This window comes from Halomonas sp. McD50-4, from assembly GCF_022348135.1.
GTDB lineage: Bacteria > Pseudomonadota > Gammaproteobacteria > Pseudomonadales > Halomonadaceae > Vreelandella > Vreelandella piezotolerans.
Map to the genome: position 1 here is coordinate 329,661 of NZ_JAKRFG010000001.1, position 15,445 is coordinate 345,105.

Annotated in this window: 16 protein-coding genes; 3 read left to right on the plus strand and 13 right to left on the minus strand. The window is 58.3% G+C overall.

Annotated elements, in window-relative coordinates; genetic code table 11:
- Positions 1-49: 49 nt before the first annotated feature.
- Positions 50-784 (minus strand): sigma-E factor negative regulatory protein, encoded by a 735-nt coding sequence (locus tag MHM85_RS01570; RefSeq protein ID WP_219861064.1) that lies wholly within the window; start codon positions 782-784, stop codon positions 50-52.
- Positions 785-1,025: 241 nt separating this feature from the next.
- Positions 1,026-1,625, minus strand: coding sequence for an RNA polymerase sigma factor RpoE (gene rpoE, locus MHM85_RS01575; protein WP_139527280.1), 600 nt, complete (start codon positions 1,623-1,625; stop codon positions 1,026-1,028).
- 352 nt (positions 1,626-1,977) lie between these two features.
- Here rpoE and MHM85_RS01580 point away from each other — a divergent pair, with 352 nt between their 5' ends.
- The gene (locus tag MHM85_RS01580; RefSeq protein WP_219861065.1) at positions 1,978-3,057 is read left to right on the plus strand and encodes a 3-deoxy-7-phosphoheptulonate synthase; all 1,080 of its coding nucleotides are present in this window, start codon (positions 1,978-1,980) and stop codon (positions 3,055-3,057) included.
- A gap of 75 nt (positions 3,058-3,132) precedes the next feature.
- Here MHM85_RS01580 and dinG read toward each other — a convergent pair whose 3' ends face one another.
- Both dinG and rhlB read right to left on the minus strand, forming a co-directional pair.
- Positions 3,133-5,262, minus strand: coding sequence for an ATP-dependent DNA helicase DinG (gene dinG, locus MHM85_RS01585; RefSeq protein ID WP_219861066.1), 2,130 nt, complete (start codon positions 5,260-5,262; stop codon positions 3,133-3,135).
- Between the two features lie 5 nt (positions 5,263-5,267).
- Entirely contained in the window at positions 5,268-6,542 is a 1,275-nt protein-coding gene (gene rhlB / locus MHM85_RS01590) for an ATP-dependent RNA helicase RhlB (RefSeq protein ID WP_219861067.1), read from the minus strand.
- 145 nt (positions 6,543-6,687) lie between these two features.
- On the opposite strand from rhlB, the gene MHM85_RS01595 reads away from it, so the two are divergent.
- The gene (locus MHM85_RS01595; protein WP_153843672.1) at positions 6,688-6,936 is read left to right on the plus strand and encodes a hypothetical protein; all 249 of its coding nucleotides are present in this window, start codon (positions 6,688-6,690) and stop codon (positions 6,934-6,936) included.
- Positions 6,936-7,763 (plus strand): exodeoxyribonuclease III, encoded by an 828-nt coding sequence (gene xthA, locus MHM85_RS01600; protein WP_219863865.1) that lies wholly within the window; start codon positions 6,936-6,938, stop codon positions 7,761-7,763. Before MHM85_RS01595 ends, xthA begins: the two co-directional genes overlap by 1 nt.
- Before the next feature lie 37 nt (positions 7,764-7,800).
- Here the strand turns inward: xthA and MHM85_RS01605 are convergent, their stop codons facing one another.
- The 9 genes from MHM85_RS01605 to nrdF all read right to left on the minus strand — a co-directional run bounded on the left by MHM85_RS01605 (position 7,801) and on the right by nrdF (position 15,433).
- The gene (locus MHM85_RS01605; RefSeq protein WP_219861068.1) at positions 7,801-8,712 is read right to left on the minus strand and encodes a hypothetical protein; all 912 of its coding nucleotides are present in this window, start codon (positions 8,710-8,712) and stop codon (positions 7,801-7,803) included.
- 103 nt (positions 8,713-8,815) lie between these two features.
- Positions 8,816-9,934 carry a hypothetical protein gene (locus MHM85_RS01610; RefSeq protein WP_219861069.1) on the minus strand — a complete coding sequence of 373 codons (1,119 nt, stop codon included), beginning with the start codon at positions 9,932-9,934 and terminating at the stop codon, positions 8,816-8,818.
- A gap of 46 nt (positions 9,935-9,980) precedes the next feature.
- Positions 9,981-10,727 (minus strand): energy transducer TonB, encoded by a 747-nt coding sequence (locus MHM85_RS01615; RefSeq protein WP_139527272.1) that lies wholly within the window; start codon positions 10,725-10,727, stop codon positions 9,981-9,983.
- A complete protein-coding gene (locus MHM85_RS01620) occupies positions 10,724-11,131 on the minus strand; it encodes a biopolymer transporter ExbD (RefSeq protein WP_139527271.1) in 408 nt (135 codons plus the stop codon). The genes MHM85_RS01615 and MHM85_RS01620 overlap by 4 nt, the downstream gene beginning before the upstream one ends.
- Positions 11,124-11,666 carry a MotA/TolQ/ExbB proton channel family protein gene (locus tag MHM85_RS01625; protein WP_139527270.1) on the minus strand — a complete coding sequence of 181 codons (543 nt, stop codon included), beginning with the start codon at positions 11,664-11,666 and terminating at the stop codon, positions 11,124-11,126. The genes MHM85_RS01620 and MHM85_RS01625 overlap by 8 nt, the downstream gene beginning before the upstream one ends.
- Before the next feature lies 1 nt (position 11,667).
- A complete protein-coding gene (locus MHM85_RS01630) occupies positions 11,668-13,029 on the minus strand; it encodes a MotA/TolQ/ExbB proton channel family protein (protein WP_219861070.1) in 1,362 nt (453 codons plus the stop codon).
- Positions 13,026-13,805 carry a DUF3450 domain-containing protein gene (locus tag MHM85_RS01635; protein ID WP_219861071.1) on the minus strand — a complete coding sequence of 260 codons (780 nt, stop codon included), beginning with the start codon at positions 13,803-13,805 and terminating at the stop codon, positions 13,026-13,028. Before MHM85_RS01635 ends, MHM85_RS01630 begins: the two co-directional genes overlap by 4 nt.
- Before the next feature lie 205 nt (positions 13,806-14,010).
- Complete coding sequence (locus tag MHM85_RS01640) at positions 14,011-14,418, minus strand: NUDIX domain-containing protein (protein WP_239283898.1); 408 nt, start codon at positions 14,416-14,418, stop codon at positions 14,011-14,013.
- Between the two features lie 43 nt (positions 14,419-14,461).
- The gene (gene nrdF / locus MHM85_RS01645) at positions 14,462-15,433 is read right to left on the minus strand and encodes a class 1b ribonucleoside-diphosphate reductase subunit beta (RefSeq protein ID WP_139527267.1); all 972 of its coding nucleotides are present in this window, start codon (positions 15,431-15,433) and stop codon (positions 14,462-14,464) included.
- Positions 15,434-15,445: the final 12 nt, after the last annotated feature.

The window sequence follows — 15,445 nt, forward strand, 5'->3', positions numbered from 1 at the left end:
CGATCAAACAGCCTCTTTAGAACGATTAAGGTCAACCTTAGCTATCGATTTATCGCTGGCCTAACGGCTCGGTCACTGATGAACGCATCAGCGGTGTCCAGCTATCGCCACCACCAATCGCAGCGCCTTGTGCATGCTGCTCAAGATAGGATTGCAGCATACGAAGTTGATCCACATCGATGGTCGTTGCTTGTTGCGCCATCATACCCTGGGGTGCCACGGGCGTTGAAAACCCCGTCTCACTGATATTCATCAAACCACTGCTACCCGATTGTCCGCTAATCCGGAATGGGGTTGGCTCGAACATGGGCATGTCTGACGCAACCATCGATGCAGGCTGAGCCGCACTCAAACTCACTGGCTGCACTTGCGTCCCAGGGTTAGACTGCGACGCCACCGTGTTGCCTGTTGGCTGGGCGGTACCGGTGGAGCCGTTACCGTTGAAGAACTGTACGCCGGTAATCACCATGAGCGATACGGCAGCCGCCACCCCGGCGCCGCGGGCAAAGGAGATGCCTCCCGTGCGGGCAGGTACAGTCGTAACGTCACTCTCGACGGACGGCACGGGCTCGTCTTCGAGGCGCGCCATGATACCAGCAGAGAGATCAACGCTGACATCCACGCTGCGCTCCCGCTGCATCATGCTGCGCGCTAGGTGGTAGCGACGCCACGTCTCTGCCGCATCGGCATCGTCAGGCAGTGATTTCAACACTCGGCGCAATTCAAGCTCATCACTTTCGTTGTCCATCAATGCTGAAAGTGATTCCCGTGTGTTTTGACTCATACTTCACACCCTCACACTGTGTTAGGAGACGTTCAGCGACCACACGGCTCATGCGTGTTTTAGCCGCAAAACCTCGCAGGCCAAGACCTAATGACTCATTTATCGCTCATGCATGACAGTCAACGGTTCAACTCGAACATGCTAGACAGCCTCTATGACGCTTCACTTGCGAGACAGTTCACTAAAAATACAAAAACGTAAGTATTTGTGACCGCCGCCTACATGAACAACCTGGCATACATCACTCATCTCGGCTGTTACGTGCGGTGCTGACCAGCGGACGAATGTGCTCATCCACTGCCTCCCTGGCACGAAAGATACGCGAACGCACGGTGCCTACCGGGCACTGCATGACTTGAGCGATGTCTTCATAGGCCAAACCGTCCAGCTCGCGCAGTGTGATGGCCGTGCGCAGATCATCTGGCAGCTTTTCGATCGCTTCGAAGACGGCGGCTTCCAGTTGGTCGCGGGCGATGGATGCCTCAGGTGATTCGGAATCCGCCAAACGACCGCTTTGATCGACGATTTCAGCATCGACGATATCTAAATCGCTACCGGGCGGTCTGCGACCGCGTGACACTAAATGGTTTTTAGCCGTGTTGATGGCAATACGATACATCCAGGTATAGAACGCGCTTTCCGCTCGAAACTTACCCAGTGCTCGATAGGCTTTAATGAAAGCTTCCTGCGCAACGTCCTGCACTTCTGCGTGGTCATGCACGTAGCGCCCGATCAACCCAATAATCTTATGCTGGTACTTCTTTACCAGTAGATCAAAAGCGCGTGTGTCACCTTTTTGAGCACGTTCAACCAACTGTTGATCCGTTTCACGAGTGCCCATTCACACGCTCCTTTGGCTCGCACGTTTGATGCCGAGCGTTGTTTCGTTGTCGCCCTAGTAATCGGGCCTTCACAGCAAGCAGCATAGCGTCCCTTGGGCATCTATTAATTTTCATGGAGGACATCAGCAAGCAATCTCGGCCTACCGCCGGTGGTGGCGCGCAAGGCAGCTTGCGACAATGCCGTCTAGTGTTACGCGTTCTTAGCAGCGCATCAAGCGCTTACCCCCTTTCTCGAAACCCTGAGGCTGACATTTTTCCTTAATGCAAAGTTCCGTAACAATTGATTTTTACCACCCTGACGCGCCATAGTAGTGACCACGTTTCGTCCATCGCGCACGCACAGGTAGCAAGATGTCAGATCAACAGGTTAGTAACCTCAACGTCCTCGCTCAGGATGTTCTTACCACCCCCGAAGCATTGAAAAATACCATCCCGCTCACGGAAAGCGCCGAACGCTCGGTGATCGAGGGCCGTCGGACCATTCAAAACATCCTGGATGGTAAAGACCCACGTTTGCTCGTCGTCGTGGGCCCTTGCTCCATTCACGATGTCGAGGCCGCGCTGGATTATGCACGCCGTTTGCGCACGCTAGCGGAACAAGTCAGCGATAGCCTATATATCGTGATGCGCGTCTATTTCGAAAAGCCGAGGACGACCGTAGGCTGGAAAGGGTTGATCAACGACCCTCACCTGAACGACTCTTTCGAAATCGACGAAGGCCTGCACATTGCCCGCAAACTGCTGGTCGACCTAGCGGAAATGGGCCTGCCGTTGGCCACCGAGGCGCTCGATCCGATCTCCCCTCAGTACCTGCAAGACTGCATCAGCTGGTCAGCGATTGGCGCGCGCACGACCGAGTCCCAAACGCACCGCGAGATGGCTTCCGGCCTCTCTTGTCCCGTTGGGTTCAAAAACGGTACCGATGGAAGCCTGGACGTGGCGATCAATGCACTGCAGTCCGTGGCAAATCCGCATAACTTCTTGGGCATCAACCAAGCGGGACAAGTGGCCATCATCCGTACCCGCGGCAATGGCTATGGCCATGTGGTGCTGCGCGGCGGTAACGGAAAGCCTAACTATGATAGCGTCAGCGTCGCCCTGGCAGAGAAAGAGCTGAAAAAATCCGGCCTCTCAGCCAATATCATGATCGACTGTTCCCACGCCAACTCGAACAAGGACGCTGCCCTGCAGCCGCTGGTGCTGGAAAACGTCACCAATCAGATTTTAGAAGGCAACACCTCAATCATTGGTTTGATGGTGGAATCGAACATTGGCTGGGGAAACCAAAAAGTACCGGCAGACTTGAACCAACTGCAGTACGGCGTCTCAATCACCGACGCTTGCATCGACTGGGACACGACCGTCGAGACGTTCACGCGCATGAACGAGAAACTCGCCCCGGTACTGGCCAAGCGCGCCACCGCTCAATAACGCGGCCTCGCCCTCTACAATGCCCTGCCGCACGGCGGGGCATTTTGGTTGTCGCTATTTAACGTTGCCTAATCCCTAGGCTTGGATGTCACGCTTGAAAGGCGGCAGCGCATCTAACAACGCCTGACCGTAGCGCCGTGTGATCACTCGGCGATCCAACAGCGTAATCACTCCGCGATCACTCTCTTTTCGGATCAAGCGACCGCAGGCCTGCACGAGCTTGATCGAGGCATCCGGCACACTGATGCGCATGAAGGGGTTACCGCCTTGACTCTCGATCCACTCGGCCAGCGTTGCACCTACGGGGTCATCGGGCACGGCAAACGGCAGCCGGGTAATCACGACATGGGTAAGGTAATCTCCCGGCAAATCGATCCCCTCCGCAAAACTCGCCAAGCCAAAAATCACGCTCCCCTTGCCACCATCCACCGCTGCTCTGTGTCGCTCGATGAGCTCCCGCTTGGGCAGTGCGTCTTGAGCCAGGATGCGCTCTTTTGCCGCAACGGGCAGCGCCTTTTCGACCGCGCGCAGCTGAGCTCGCGAGGAGAACAGTACCAGCACTGCTTCCTCCTCTCCCAGTTGCGAGACAAAGCTCACGATCGCCCGCTCGTGCGCCTCTCGGTCGCCGGGGTCTGCGGCTTCGGCAGGCACCCGCAGCACTGCGTTGGCGTAGTCGAAAGGACTGGGCAGCGCCTGGTAGCGGTAGCGGTTTGCCAAACCGGCGCGCTCTTGCAGACGCTCGAAGCGGCCTAGCGCCGTTAGCGTGGCGGAGGTCACCACGGCCCCGTGGCAGCGGCCCCACAAATGTTTGGCGAGGGTATGTGCGGCGGAGACGGGACTCGCCGAAAACTCGATTTCCGGCTCCCCTGCCACACGGCTCAGCGTTAACCAGCGCGCACTGGGTGGCGCATTGGGAGCATCCTGCTCGCTGAACGCCTGCCAAAGCGCGTGGGCTTCCAGCGCGCGGCCATGCAGCAGCGCCATCAGCGGCAGCCAAGCTTCCGCCTGCTCCCGATCCAGGCCGGTTTGCTTATCGGGATCGAGGCTTTCCCGTAAGATATCGCTAATGCTCTCCAAGCTCCTCGACAGCGTGGCAAACATGACCAGTAGTTGTTGTGCCTGTTCGCGCAGCGCCTCAGGCACTTGGCCTTTCTCGAAACGCTGCTGGTGGCTGGCTTCTTCATCGGCAAGGCCGTTTTCTCGCCCGGCAAGCTGATGCCCCATGCTAAACACATCGCCCAGCGCGGGCTCCAAGCCATGCAGCAATTCGGGCAACCCTGCCAATAGCCGAGCGATGGTAGGCTGAACCGCCAGCCCCTGGTGCAAGTCCGTCAGACTGGTTTTCAATGTTTTCAACCAGCGTAGACAACCATGCACGGCAAAACGTTGAGCAAAGTGCGATAGCGCTTTGTCCGGCAGGTGGTGGCCTTCGTCGAAGACAAAAATGCAGTCGGCGGGGTCCGGCAAAATCGCACCGCCCCCCAGGGCTAGATCCGCCAGCACGAGGTCGTGATTGGCAACGATCACGTCGGCATTTTCCAGCTCTCGTCGCGAGCGGAAAAAGGCACAAGCACCGAAATGGCCGCACCGGCGACCGGTGCACTGGCGATGGTCGACCGTAAGCTGTCGCCAGTGCGAGTCATCGATCGACACCGGCCAGGTATCGCGGTCGCCCTCCCAGTCGCCCTTGCCGTAAGCGTCGGCCATATCGGTGGCCAGCACGTTGAAGTCGCTGCTATCGGCTTGCAACGACTGCTCGAATAGCGAAAGCGTTGGGTTGGGCTCACTTCCTTCTAGCGCTTGATCCAACCGCGCTACGCAAACGTAACGGCCACGCCCTTTGGCTAACGCGTAGCGAAAGGCAACCCCGCTATGGCTCGCCAGTGAGGGCAAGTCCTGGTTGAGTACCTGCTCTTGAAGCGCCACGGTGGCCGTGGACACGATCAAGCGCTTACCCTGCGCCTTGGCGATGGGCAGCCCCGCAATGAGATACGCCAGTGTTTTGCCCGTGCCAGTACCGGCCTCCAGCACGCAGACGTGGCTATCGCTAACGCGCTTTCCCTCGCTATCGCACTCGATGTCGCCCAAGGTTCGGGCGATTTCGGCGATCATCAAGCGCTGCCCGTAACGCGGTGTGAGTTCGAGCTTCTCCACCACGTTACGGTAAGCCTGCTGGATATCGTTTTTTAGCGCGTCACTCAACATCCGAGTTACAGCATGCCTTCCGGCGGGTGTTCGCAGGGCAACTTACCGTTGATATAGCGCTCGATTTCAGGCAACGAGAAAGCGTCCTCTTCGCCGACGAAGCTGATCGACACCCCTTTCGCCCCGGCACGGCCGGTACGTCCGATACGATGAACGTAATCTTCCGGGTCTTCTGGCAAGGTATAGTTGATCACGTGGCTCACGTCTTCGATATGAATTCCGCGGCCGGCCACGTCGGTGGCCACCAGCACCTGCACGTCCCCTTCGCGGAAGCTTTCCAGCGTCTTGATGCGCTGATTCTGCGGCACATCACCCGATAGCATGGCCGCACTGACACCGGCTTTTTTCAGCAGGTCATCCAACTTACGCACGAGATCGCGGCGGTTTCCGAACACCATAACGCGCTCGAAGCTCTCCTGCTCCAGTAGCTTGACCAGCAGGCGTTGCTTGTCGTCATCGGAGACGAGATAGACCCGCTGATCGATATCCGCCTGATTTTCAACGGTCACTTCGATTTCGACATGCGCCGGATCGAGCGTCCACTGACTCGCCAGATTGAGAATATCGTCGGTGAAGGTGGCCGAGAACAGGAACGTCTGGCGCTCCTCTTTTTTTGGCGTGTAGCGAATGATCCGCTTCACGTCGGGGATGAACCCCATGGAGAGCATACGATCTGCTTCGTCGAGCACCAGCACTTCGGTTTCAGAGAGGTCGATATCACGCTTCTGATGAAAATCAAGCAGGCGCCCAGGCGTGGCGACCAGGATATCGATCTTCTTGCTCAGGCTATCGCGCTGTTTTTGATAATCCATGCCGCCGACGACACTGGCGACATTAAGCTGAGTAAAGCGCGCAAGCGCCTTGGCGTCTTTCTCGATTTGCAGCGCCAGCTCACGGGTCGGCGCGATGATCAGCGCGCGGGGAGCCCCCGGCTTTTGGCCCTCCGGTGTGGGCTCTTCGAGAAAATAGGCCAACACGGAGATCAAAAAGGCGGCGGTTTTACCGGTTCCCGTCTGCGCTTTACCGACGATGTCGCCTCCCAACAGCGTATGGCGCAGTGCTTCCGCTTGGATAGGCGTGCAGTACTCGAACCCTTGGGCGTGAATCGCACGCATCAAAGGCAGCGGCAGATCAAAGTCATGGAAGCGCCACTTGCCGGCAACGGCGGGCACCTGAAACTGACGAAGATCCCAGTTCGACTGACGACGACGCGGTTTACGACGACGACGTTTTGGCTTGCGGTTCTGGGCCGATGCTGTGGTCTGTTCCGACTCGCTCATAGGCTGTGTATCTGTCCATTGCTGTGGATGTTAGGCATCACGAAGTGCGCATTGTACCAGGGGTTGGCGATAAGAGCGCGCCCTGCTGTCGAAGGAGCACACTAGCCTGTTAGAATAAGGCCTACATTAACCCAGGGAGCGCGACATGACGCGTAAGAAAAAGACTCGTTCATTGGCGGATAAAGTAACGATCCGCACTGGTCGCCGCAAAGATTATAAAAAGTGGCGCCATGAGAATCCTGATCAGGTGACCTCGTCGCGCCGCTTCGTCGCCAAAAAGCAGCAGCAGCGCAAGCTTCAGGCGGTGCGCAAGCTGGCGCGCCAGCAAAGTGGCCAAACGATCGCCATCCATCCTGACAAAGCGGGCGACAACTCACCAGGAGAGCCGTCTTGATGCGTTTGGTTTCGTTCAACATCAACGGAATTCGAGCACGACTGCACCAGCTTCAAGCGCTGATCGACACCCAGCAGCCCGATGTCATCGGCCTTCAAGAAACCAAAGTGCAAGACAGTGAATTTCCCACGGCTGACGTCGAAGCCATGGGCTATCACGTTTTTTACTATGGCCAAAAAGGGCATTACGGCGTTGCACTTTTATGCCGTCAACGGCCGCAAGCGGTGTATTACGGCTTTCCCGACGACGACGACGATGCCCAGCGGCGCATGATTGGCGTCAAATTGCTCGCGGAAGACGGCAAACCCGTCACGGTATGGAACGGCTACTTCCCTCAAGGCGAAAGTATCGATCACCCTACCAAGTTTCCGCACAAGGCGCGCTTTTATCGACAGCTCGCCAACCTGCTTAATACCCAGCATGCTCCCAACGAGCGCTTGGCGGTCATGGGCGATTTCAATATCTCGCCTGAGGACCAAGACATCGGCATTGGTGAAGCCAACCGCAAACGTTGGCTTCGAGAAGGCAAAACCAGTTTTCAGCCCATCGAGCGTGAGTGGCTGGAAGGCATCAAAGCGTGGGGGCTGAGCGACAGCTATCGGCTGTGCCATCCAGACAACGATGAGTGGTTTAGCTGGTTCGACTACCGCTCCAAGGGCTTTGATCGCGCCCCCAAACGAGGGCTGCGCATCGACTACATCCTGGTCTCGAAGCCGCTGGCCGAGTGCGTGACCGATGCAGGTATCGATTACCCGCTACGCGCCATGGAGCGCCCGTCCGACCACGCTCCCACCTGGAGCGATTTTACGCTCACCCTAAGCGCGTGATGGGGTGGCGCCGGACAGACTTTCCGGCGCGGCTTAGTTAGCGGCTGGGGCCCTCTGACGCCAGTTCGGAAATACTGAGCTGGTAGTTCAAATAATCGTCGCTGTAGCTGCCTACGTAAATCTGGTAGTCACCAGCGGGCCAATTCGTGTATTCGATGTGCTCGTTGAGGCCCATTCCGCCGTCGTCATCGCACAGCAGGAACTTGCCAGGGCCATCGACGATCAGCGTGGTATCGCCATCGGCGAGTGTCCAAAGCTGCAGATAAGAGAAGGACTCGTTGAGCGTCATTTGATGATCGGGCGTGGTGGCGACGCTACCTTGGCAGCGGTTGCCGCGCATGTCCGTTCCAAACTGGCTCGCGGCCTCCTGCGCGCCGCCAGACACGAAACTGACCCGCCAGGGATCGGGAGAGAAACCGGGTGAAATCGCTAGATGGCGATCTTCACTGGTATCGGCATAGCCCCCGCTCGCTCCCTCGAGGCGACTGCCAGGCAGCTCGCTGACGAACAGGTCATAGTTATGAACTCCGCCGCCATAGCTACCGACATAAATACGGTACTCACCCGGCACCCAGTCGCTGTGCTCGATGCGCTCATTGAGACCCTCTCCCCCGTCGTCGTCACACAGTAGAAAGCGCCCGGGGCCGTCGATGACCAAGGTGGTATCGGCTCCCGACTGGTTCCATATCTGCAAAAAATCGAACCGGTCGTTCAGCGTCATGATGTGATCCGGCGTTTGTGAAATGCTGCCTGAACAGCCTACGCCACGCATGTCGGTGCCAAAGATACCGCTGGCGTCTTGACCACCGCCTGATACATAGCTGCGCTGCATGGGGTCGGGCATGAAGCCAGGCGACAGGGTGAGGTTCCGCTCTTGAGCGTGAGCCGCCGAGCCAGCGAGCGCACCCGCAACCAGCAGTACGGCGGGTAAATACGTTATTTTATTCATGGCAGTCTAATGTATCGATGGAAGAGAGGCCTCGACGAGCAAGGCAACCGGACAGCCCCTACAGGCAGCCCGATGTTTATATCACATTCGCTTGAAGCAGCCATCAATCGAAATAAGCCAACCACTGCTCTGCTTGGTCATCGCCTAGATCGGCCGCCTGGGTCAGGGCCGCTTCGGCCTGTGCGTCTTCACCCCACCCATAAGCTAACTGGCCGTAACGTCGCCAATCCTCCGCTGTCTGGGTCAGCGCGGCCAGTTCGCGCCACGCCGCTAGCGCTTTATCGACATCCTTGGCCTGCTGCCAAGCCGTGGCGCGCAGGCGAAGCGTATCTTCATCACGGGGAAGTGAATCCGCCTCTAGCGCCGCTTCTAAGTGCTCGGCAGCGCGCGCAGGCGTCCCCCCGGCCATATGCAGCTCGATCAGGGTGCGGCGTTCCTCAGGCGTAGAAAACTTACCCAATTGCCAGGCTGCCTCCCAAACGGCGGCGGCCACGCCCAGTTGGCCGGCCTGCTGGGCAAGACCGGCAGCCTGACGCCACGCCTCGGCGTCACTCTCAGCACTCAACCCATTCAGCAGCCAGCTAAGTGCCTGTGCGTTATCCCCTGTGTTTCGAAGCACGACATGGGTGAGCGTTTGCTGATCAGCCGTCAACTCCCCTTGTTCAAGCAGCGGCGCCAGCCACTCCATCGCCTCTTGCCAGCGCTCCTCTTCCGCCAACAGGCGTACGAGCTGCCAAGCCGTTTCCGCGTAGCGATCACTGCCCGACGACTCATTCAGCCACTGCTCGTACAGTGTGATAGCCTGACCCCGTTCTCCTGCGGCACGGCGCAGCGACGCTTCGTCACGTAACCAGCGACGCACTTGACTATCGGGGACGCTTGGCCGCTGACGGGCACTGGCAAGCTCGTCGGCAGCAGCCAGGGGGTCCCCCTGACGCACCAGTGCGCTGGCGGTTAGCTGATGATACAGCGCACTCGCCCATTGATCTGCACGGTTACCACCTGCGAGTCGCTCGGACTGAGCGCGCGCATGAGCGATGATACTGTTCAGCACGTCAGGATCGGCTGAGCCGCTTGTCTGGCTGGCCAACTGACTCTGGAGCCGGTTCAGGTCCTGAATCATATCGCCCGGTAGCGGCTCATTGGCCGTTGCGGTGACGCTCAACGCGCTTAGCAACACGATACCTATCCATTGTGTTAACGCGCGTTTGTGGTCAACCATAACGACGGGCCTGTTTGGCGTATTTTCTATACGAGACATGTCACCGCTACCTTAACTGGAACTCGATACGCTGGGTGGCGCGCCGCAGCTGCTGGCTGGGCTCGAACTGCCAGCGCGCAATTGCCTCACGAGCGGCGTCTTCGAATACCCGGCGAGGCTGTGCATTGGTTACCCGAATGGAGCCTCCATCTACCCTTCCATTACGCTGAATGACAAATTCCACCTCCACAAACCCTTCCAAACCTCGGCGTTGAGCACGTGGAGGATAAGACGGGTTGACGCGATTCGTGGGCGCCACTTGACCGACACTCACGGGCTCATTCGAGGGCGCGGGCTCTGCGGCTGGTGCCGCTTCCCGCTGCGCGGTGGCAGGCTCAGGAGAGGGGGCCGCCGTTTCTGAAGGTTCGGGGGCGGGCTCAGGTGCTGGCTGGGGCTGGGGCTGCGGCGTAGGCTCAGGGCGCACCTCGGTCAGCTCCGGCAGCTCGCTTTCCAACTCGACGGGCTCTACCGGCGCGTCGGGTAGCTCTACATCTGGTAGCGCAATCGCGCTCGTGGCGACCGGCGCTGGTGATGGCACGGGCATGGGCGGTGGCGCTGAAGCGGCTTGAGTAGGTACAGGGGGCGATGTCTCCTGCTCCGGCGCCACCTCCGGTGCCTCCACCATGGTCATCGACATCGACATGATGGGCTCATCCACCTGCTGCTCGGGGGGAGCGACCAGCAGCGCCAGCATCCAGAGAAGTCCAACGGCCAGAGCGATACCACCTAACATCGACAACACATGGCGCATCATGGCGCACTCCGGCTCGCTGCCACGGCAACCTGCTCGACGCCCGCCTGCTGAAGGCGGTCCATGACCTCGATCAGAACGCCGGTCGTCGACGCCCGGTCGGCCTGAATAACCACGGAGCCCTCACCGCTCAGCATTCCAGCCACCTGCTGGCCCACACGGTGAACGTCCACTGGCTGGCCATCGACCCATACGGCTCCTTCCGGCGTGACGGCAATCAACACTTGCGCATCGGGACGCGGAGTGGCCGCTGAGGCCTCAGGGCGATCGATGTCCACCCCGCTCTCCTTGATAAAGCTGGTCGTGACGATAAAGAAGATCAGCATGATGAACACCACGTCCAACATCGGCGTCAGGTTTACCTCATTGCTATCGTCAGCAGCCTCTATGGAACGGCGTCTACGCATCACTCTCCTCCAAGGCACGCGCTAAACGGTCATGCAGACGCTGGTCTTCGCGACGAATAACGTGCTCTAAACGGCTAATAAACAACATACCCACCACCGCAATGGCCATGCCCGTCAGCGTGGGCAACGTAGCCCGGGCAACCCCATCGGCCATGGCTCGGGCTTGGTGGGTATCACTCATCGAAAGGCTATCGAAAACGGTAATCATGCCCGTGACCGTTCCCAATAACCCGAGCAGCGGGCAAAGCGCCACGAGCAGCTTGATCCAAGGCAACGGCCGACGCAGCTTGGCCACCAGTGCAGCACTCCACACATGGCGTAGCGTGCGCGCGCTCCAACTGCGATGGTCGTTACGGGCCGTCCAGCGACGCACCAGCTCATGTCGCGATTGCCGCCAGCTGAAGCGGTAGTACCACCACCGCTCGATCGCCATGGCGAACACCGCCACGGCCACCAGCGCCAGCACCACGATGACGGCACCACCTGCATCGAGCAACCGCTCGACGGGCGAAAGCCATAGGGGTAGCGTAGGCATACTAAGTCACCGCGTGCGCATGGCCAGCGGACTGCGCTTCCAGATGGTCTGCCAGCGTGGCGCTTGCTTCGCCTTCGATCACCTGAACAATGAAGCGACTGCGGCTAGACAGCGCCGTTTGGGCAAACAGCAGCGGCACTGCCGTGACGAGACCCAACACGGTAGTGACCAGCGCCTGACTGATCCCCCCTGCCATGAGCTGGGGGTCCCCCGTGCCAAAGACCGTGATGGCCTGGAAGGTCACGATCATGCCTGTCACGGTACCCAGCAGACCCATCAGCGGCGCAATGGCGGCCAGCAGCTTGACGATGGGTTGACCACGTTCGATTTTAGGTAGCTCGGCGAGTACCGCCTCATCCAGCCTTGCTTCGAGCGCTTCCGGCGCTTGATGTTTGTCCATTTCTTTAAAGCGCTGCAGAACACGCCCCAAAGGGTTGTCCGCGCTGGGCTGATGCAGCGCTTGACGCTGGCGACGCACGCGGGCGCTGACCACCAACAGATACAGATACTGTGCCAAGGCGACTAGCAGGCCGATGCCCCCTAGCACCACGACCACGTAACCGACGTAACCGCCCTGCTGAAAGCGCTCCCATAGCGTGGGCTGCTGGGCCAGCGCTTCGAGCACGCTGCCCTGGGTAGGGTCGATAGCGAATTCGCGGCTCTCGCCGCTGTGATAAGCCGCTAATAGATCGCGAATATCGGCGGGGGTGCGTGGCACCTCGGCGAGGCCACCTTCCTCATCTTGCCCTTGTCGAAGCAGCGCAGACTCGGTAAACGCAGCGAAATCACCCAGTCGCACGACGCTGCGCGACGCTATGTCACCGCTGGCATCTGCTACCGGTAACGCCAAGCGCTCGGCACGGCCCGTATCCATGGTGAGAGCCGCTAGACGATCAACGACGGCCTCAATGTTTTGCCGTTCGAGCACGTCGACATCGTTCAAACGCGGTGGCAAAGCATCGGCCTCAAGCGTTAGCCAGCTATCGCCGCCCAGCTCGTTGCGAACCTCTTCGCTATGACGCGTTAGCTCCGCCAGTAGCGCCGTTAACGCCTCGCCTTGTTCCGCCTGGCGCTGAGCAAGTGCCTGCGCCTGCTCGTTTTGCTCATCCTGTTGCGCTTCGAGCGCAGCCTGCTGCTCCTCGGCAGCCGAGTGGGCATCACGCGCCTCTTGCAAAGCGGCTTCTAGCGCGTCTTGATCATCCAAGAAAGATTGAAGACGCACCTGGTCACGCGCCTGGGCAGCCTCGCGGGCCTCTCTTAACGAGGCGACATCGTCGCTTTGGGCCATGCCAACGCTGCTGGTCAATACGCCGACCAATAGGGTGAGGCAAAGCCTAGCCTTGGAGCGAGAAAACAGACTCATGACTGCCCTCCTTGGTCATTAGCCGTGATCGAGAGCGGGAGCTTTAGAAGTTCTGGGGTACGCTGGTCGGCCGCAATCCGCAGTCCATTACGCACCTGGCGACGAGCGGGCTCGTCTAACGCGAGCCAAGTTCTCTCTTCTTTATCCCAGACACCGCCCTCACGGCCATCCGGTGTCAAGTAATAAAAGCCAATACGGCCAATCCGCAAGTATTCCACCTCCCTGGGGGAAGCGCCCTCTATCTCCAAGCGGCCACGCCAGCTATCAACCTCGCGTCCATAAGCGAGTTCTGCACGCCAAGCTTCAATCAGGCTCGCAATGCGTTCGGCACTACTCGCCTCAGGGCTACCCGCAGACGCCACCCGGGCGAGGCGCTCATCGGTCAAGAAGGGAAGATCTGACTCGATCCATCGAGTGAGCTGTTCGGTCATATCCTGTTCGATCATGGGCAGCGCTGCGCGCGTGTCGCTCAAGGTATCCAGCGCTTGATTCAAACGTTGCTGGCGTTCGGCCTCACTGGCCAAGCGGCTGCTGAGCGTGGCGTTGGCGGCTTCCATCTGGCGGGTTTCCCGCTCCAGGCGGCGAAGTTCTTCAATGGCGGATCGCGTGGCTTCATCCGCCCTATCGATTTGCTGCTGCAGCTCAGACTGGGCTTGCTGGGCCTCGACACTTTGGGCCGCTTGATCCACCGTCTCATCACTTGCCATGAGCGCACCGCTGGCTAGCACGCCCGCTAGACAGCATCCACGCAAGGCAAAGAAAGGCCTGTTCCGCACGTTATGTCTCCGTCACTGCTCAGCGCGCCATCACGATCGGCGTGCTAAAACTCATTAGGTATAAGAACGATTTGCGTTTAACGCGTGCAGTGCATAGCGTACCACTAATAGAATTAATGACAATATTTATCATTAACATTCAGTCACCAGCGTATTTTCTGCACACAAAAAAGGCGCCTACCGGCGCCTTGATGACTAATTAAAATTAATGGTGACTTGCTACGATATGCTCTTTAGTGAGTGGCGCCAAAGGGAGCTGCCATGCTTCTTCCCGAGTCACCCATTTTGCTTCAGCTATTTCAGCTGCCGCCGTGACACGCTCATCAAGCACAAGGCTAAAGAGATATGCGTCCAACATCACACCTGGCTCATTGGCAGCGGGCGCTGAGTACAATCCGAGTGGAGAGAGACGGTCACTATTCACTATCAGCCCCAACTCCTCATTGAGTTCACGACAAAGAGCCTCTAGGGCAGTTTCTCCTGCATCGATCTTGCCGCCTGGCTGCATGAAAAAAGATGTATTGCGTTTACGCACCAATAGCAATCGACCTGTTGAATCGCTCACTACAGCGGCTGCTATTTTCAATACATTCGCGTTACTTGTTTGCATCATTCATCCACCAGATAACTGACGCCCCCACCCATTGGCAGCACTATCAAAACGCCCAGTCGTCGTCCTCGGTGGCGACGGCTTTACCAATGACATAAGAGGATCCCGACCCTGAGAAGAAGTCGTGGTTCTCGTCCGCGCTGGGCGACAGCGCGGCCATGATCGTTGGGTCTACGTCCGTCACGCTACTGGGGAATAGCGGCTCAAAACCCAGGTTCATCAAGGCTTTGTTAGCGTTGTAGTGAAGAAATTTCTTCACGTCTTCCGTTAGACCCACGTCATCGTACAGCGATTCCGTGTAGCGAACTTCGTTGTCGTAAAGCTCTAGCAGTAGCTCGTAGGCGTAGTCTTTCACTTCCTGCTGCCGCTCGGGCGTCTCTTCTGCCAACGCCTGCTGGAATTTGTAGCCCACGTAATAGCCGTGTACCGCCTCATCACGAATGATCAAACGAATCAGGTCAGCGGTATTGGTCAGTTTGGCGTGACTGGACCAATACATCGGCAGGTAGAAGCCTGAGTAGAACAGGAACGATTCCAGGAAAACACTCGCCACCTTACGCATGAGTGGATCGTCGGAGCGATAGCGATTCAAAATCAGCTCTGACTTCATCTGCAGCGTCGGATTCTCCTCGCTCCAGCGGAAGGCATCGTCCACATCCCGCGTGGCACACAGCGTCGAGAAAATCGAACTGTAGGAGCGGGCATGCACCGACTCCATGAAAGCGATATTGGTATATACCGCTTCTTCATGAGGGGTGCGTGCGTCTTCCATTAGCACGGGCGCGCCCACGCTGCTTTGAATGGTATCCAACAGCGTCAGACCGGTAAATACGCGAATGGTCAGCTGCTTCTCCTGCTGCGTCAGCGTATTCCAAGACTGAATGTCGTTGGAGAGGGGCACTTTTTCCGGCAACCAGAAGTTACTGGTCAGACGGTTCCACACCTCAAGGTCTTTATCATCCTGAAGGCGGTTCCAGTTGATCGCATTTACTCGCGACAAACGTTGCATCATGGTCATCAGCGTTCTCTC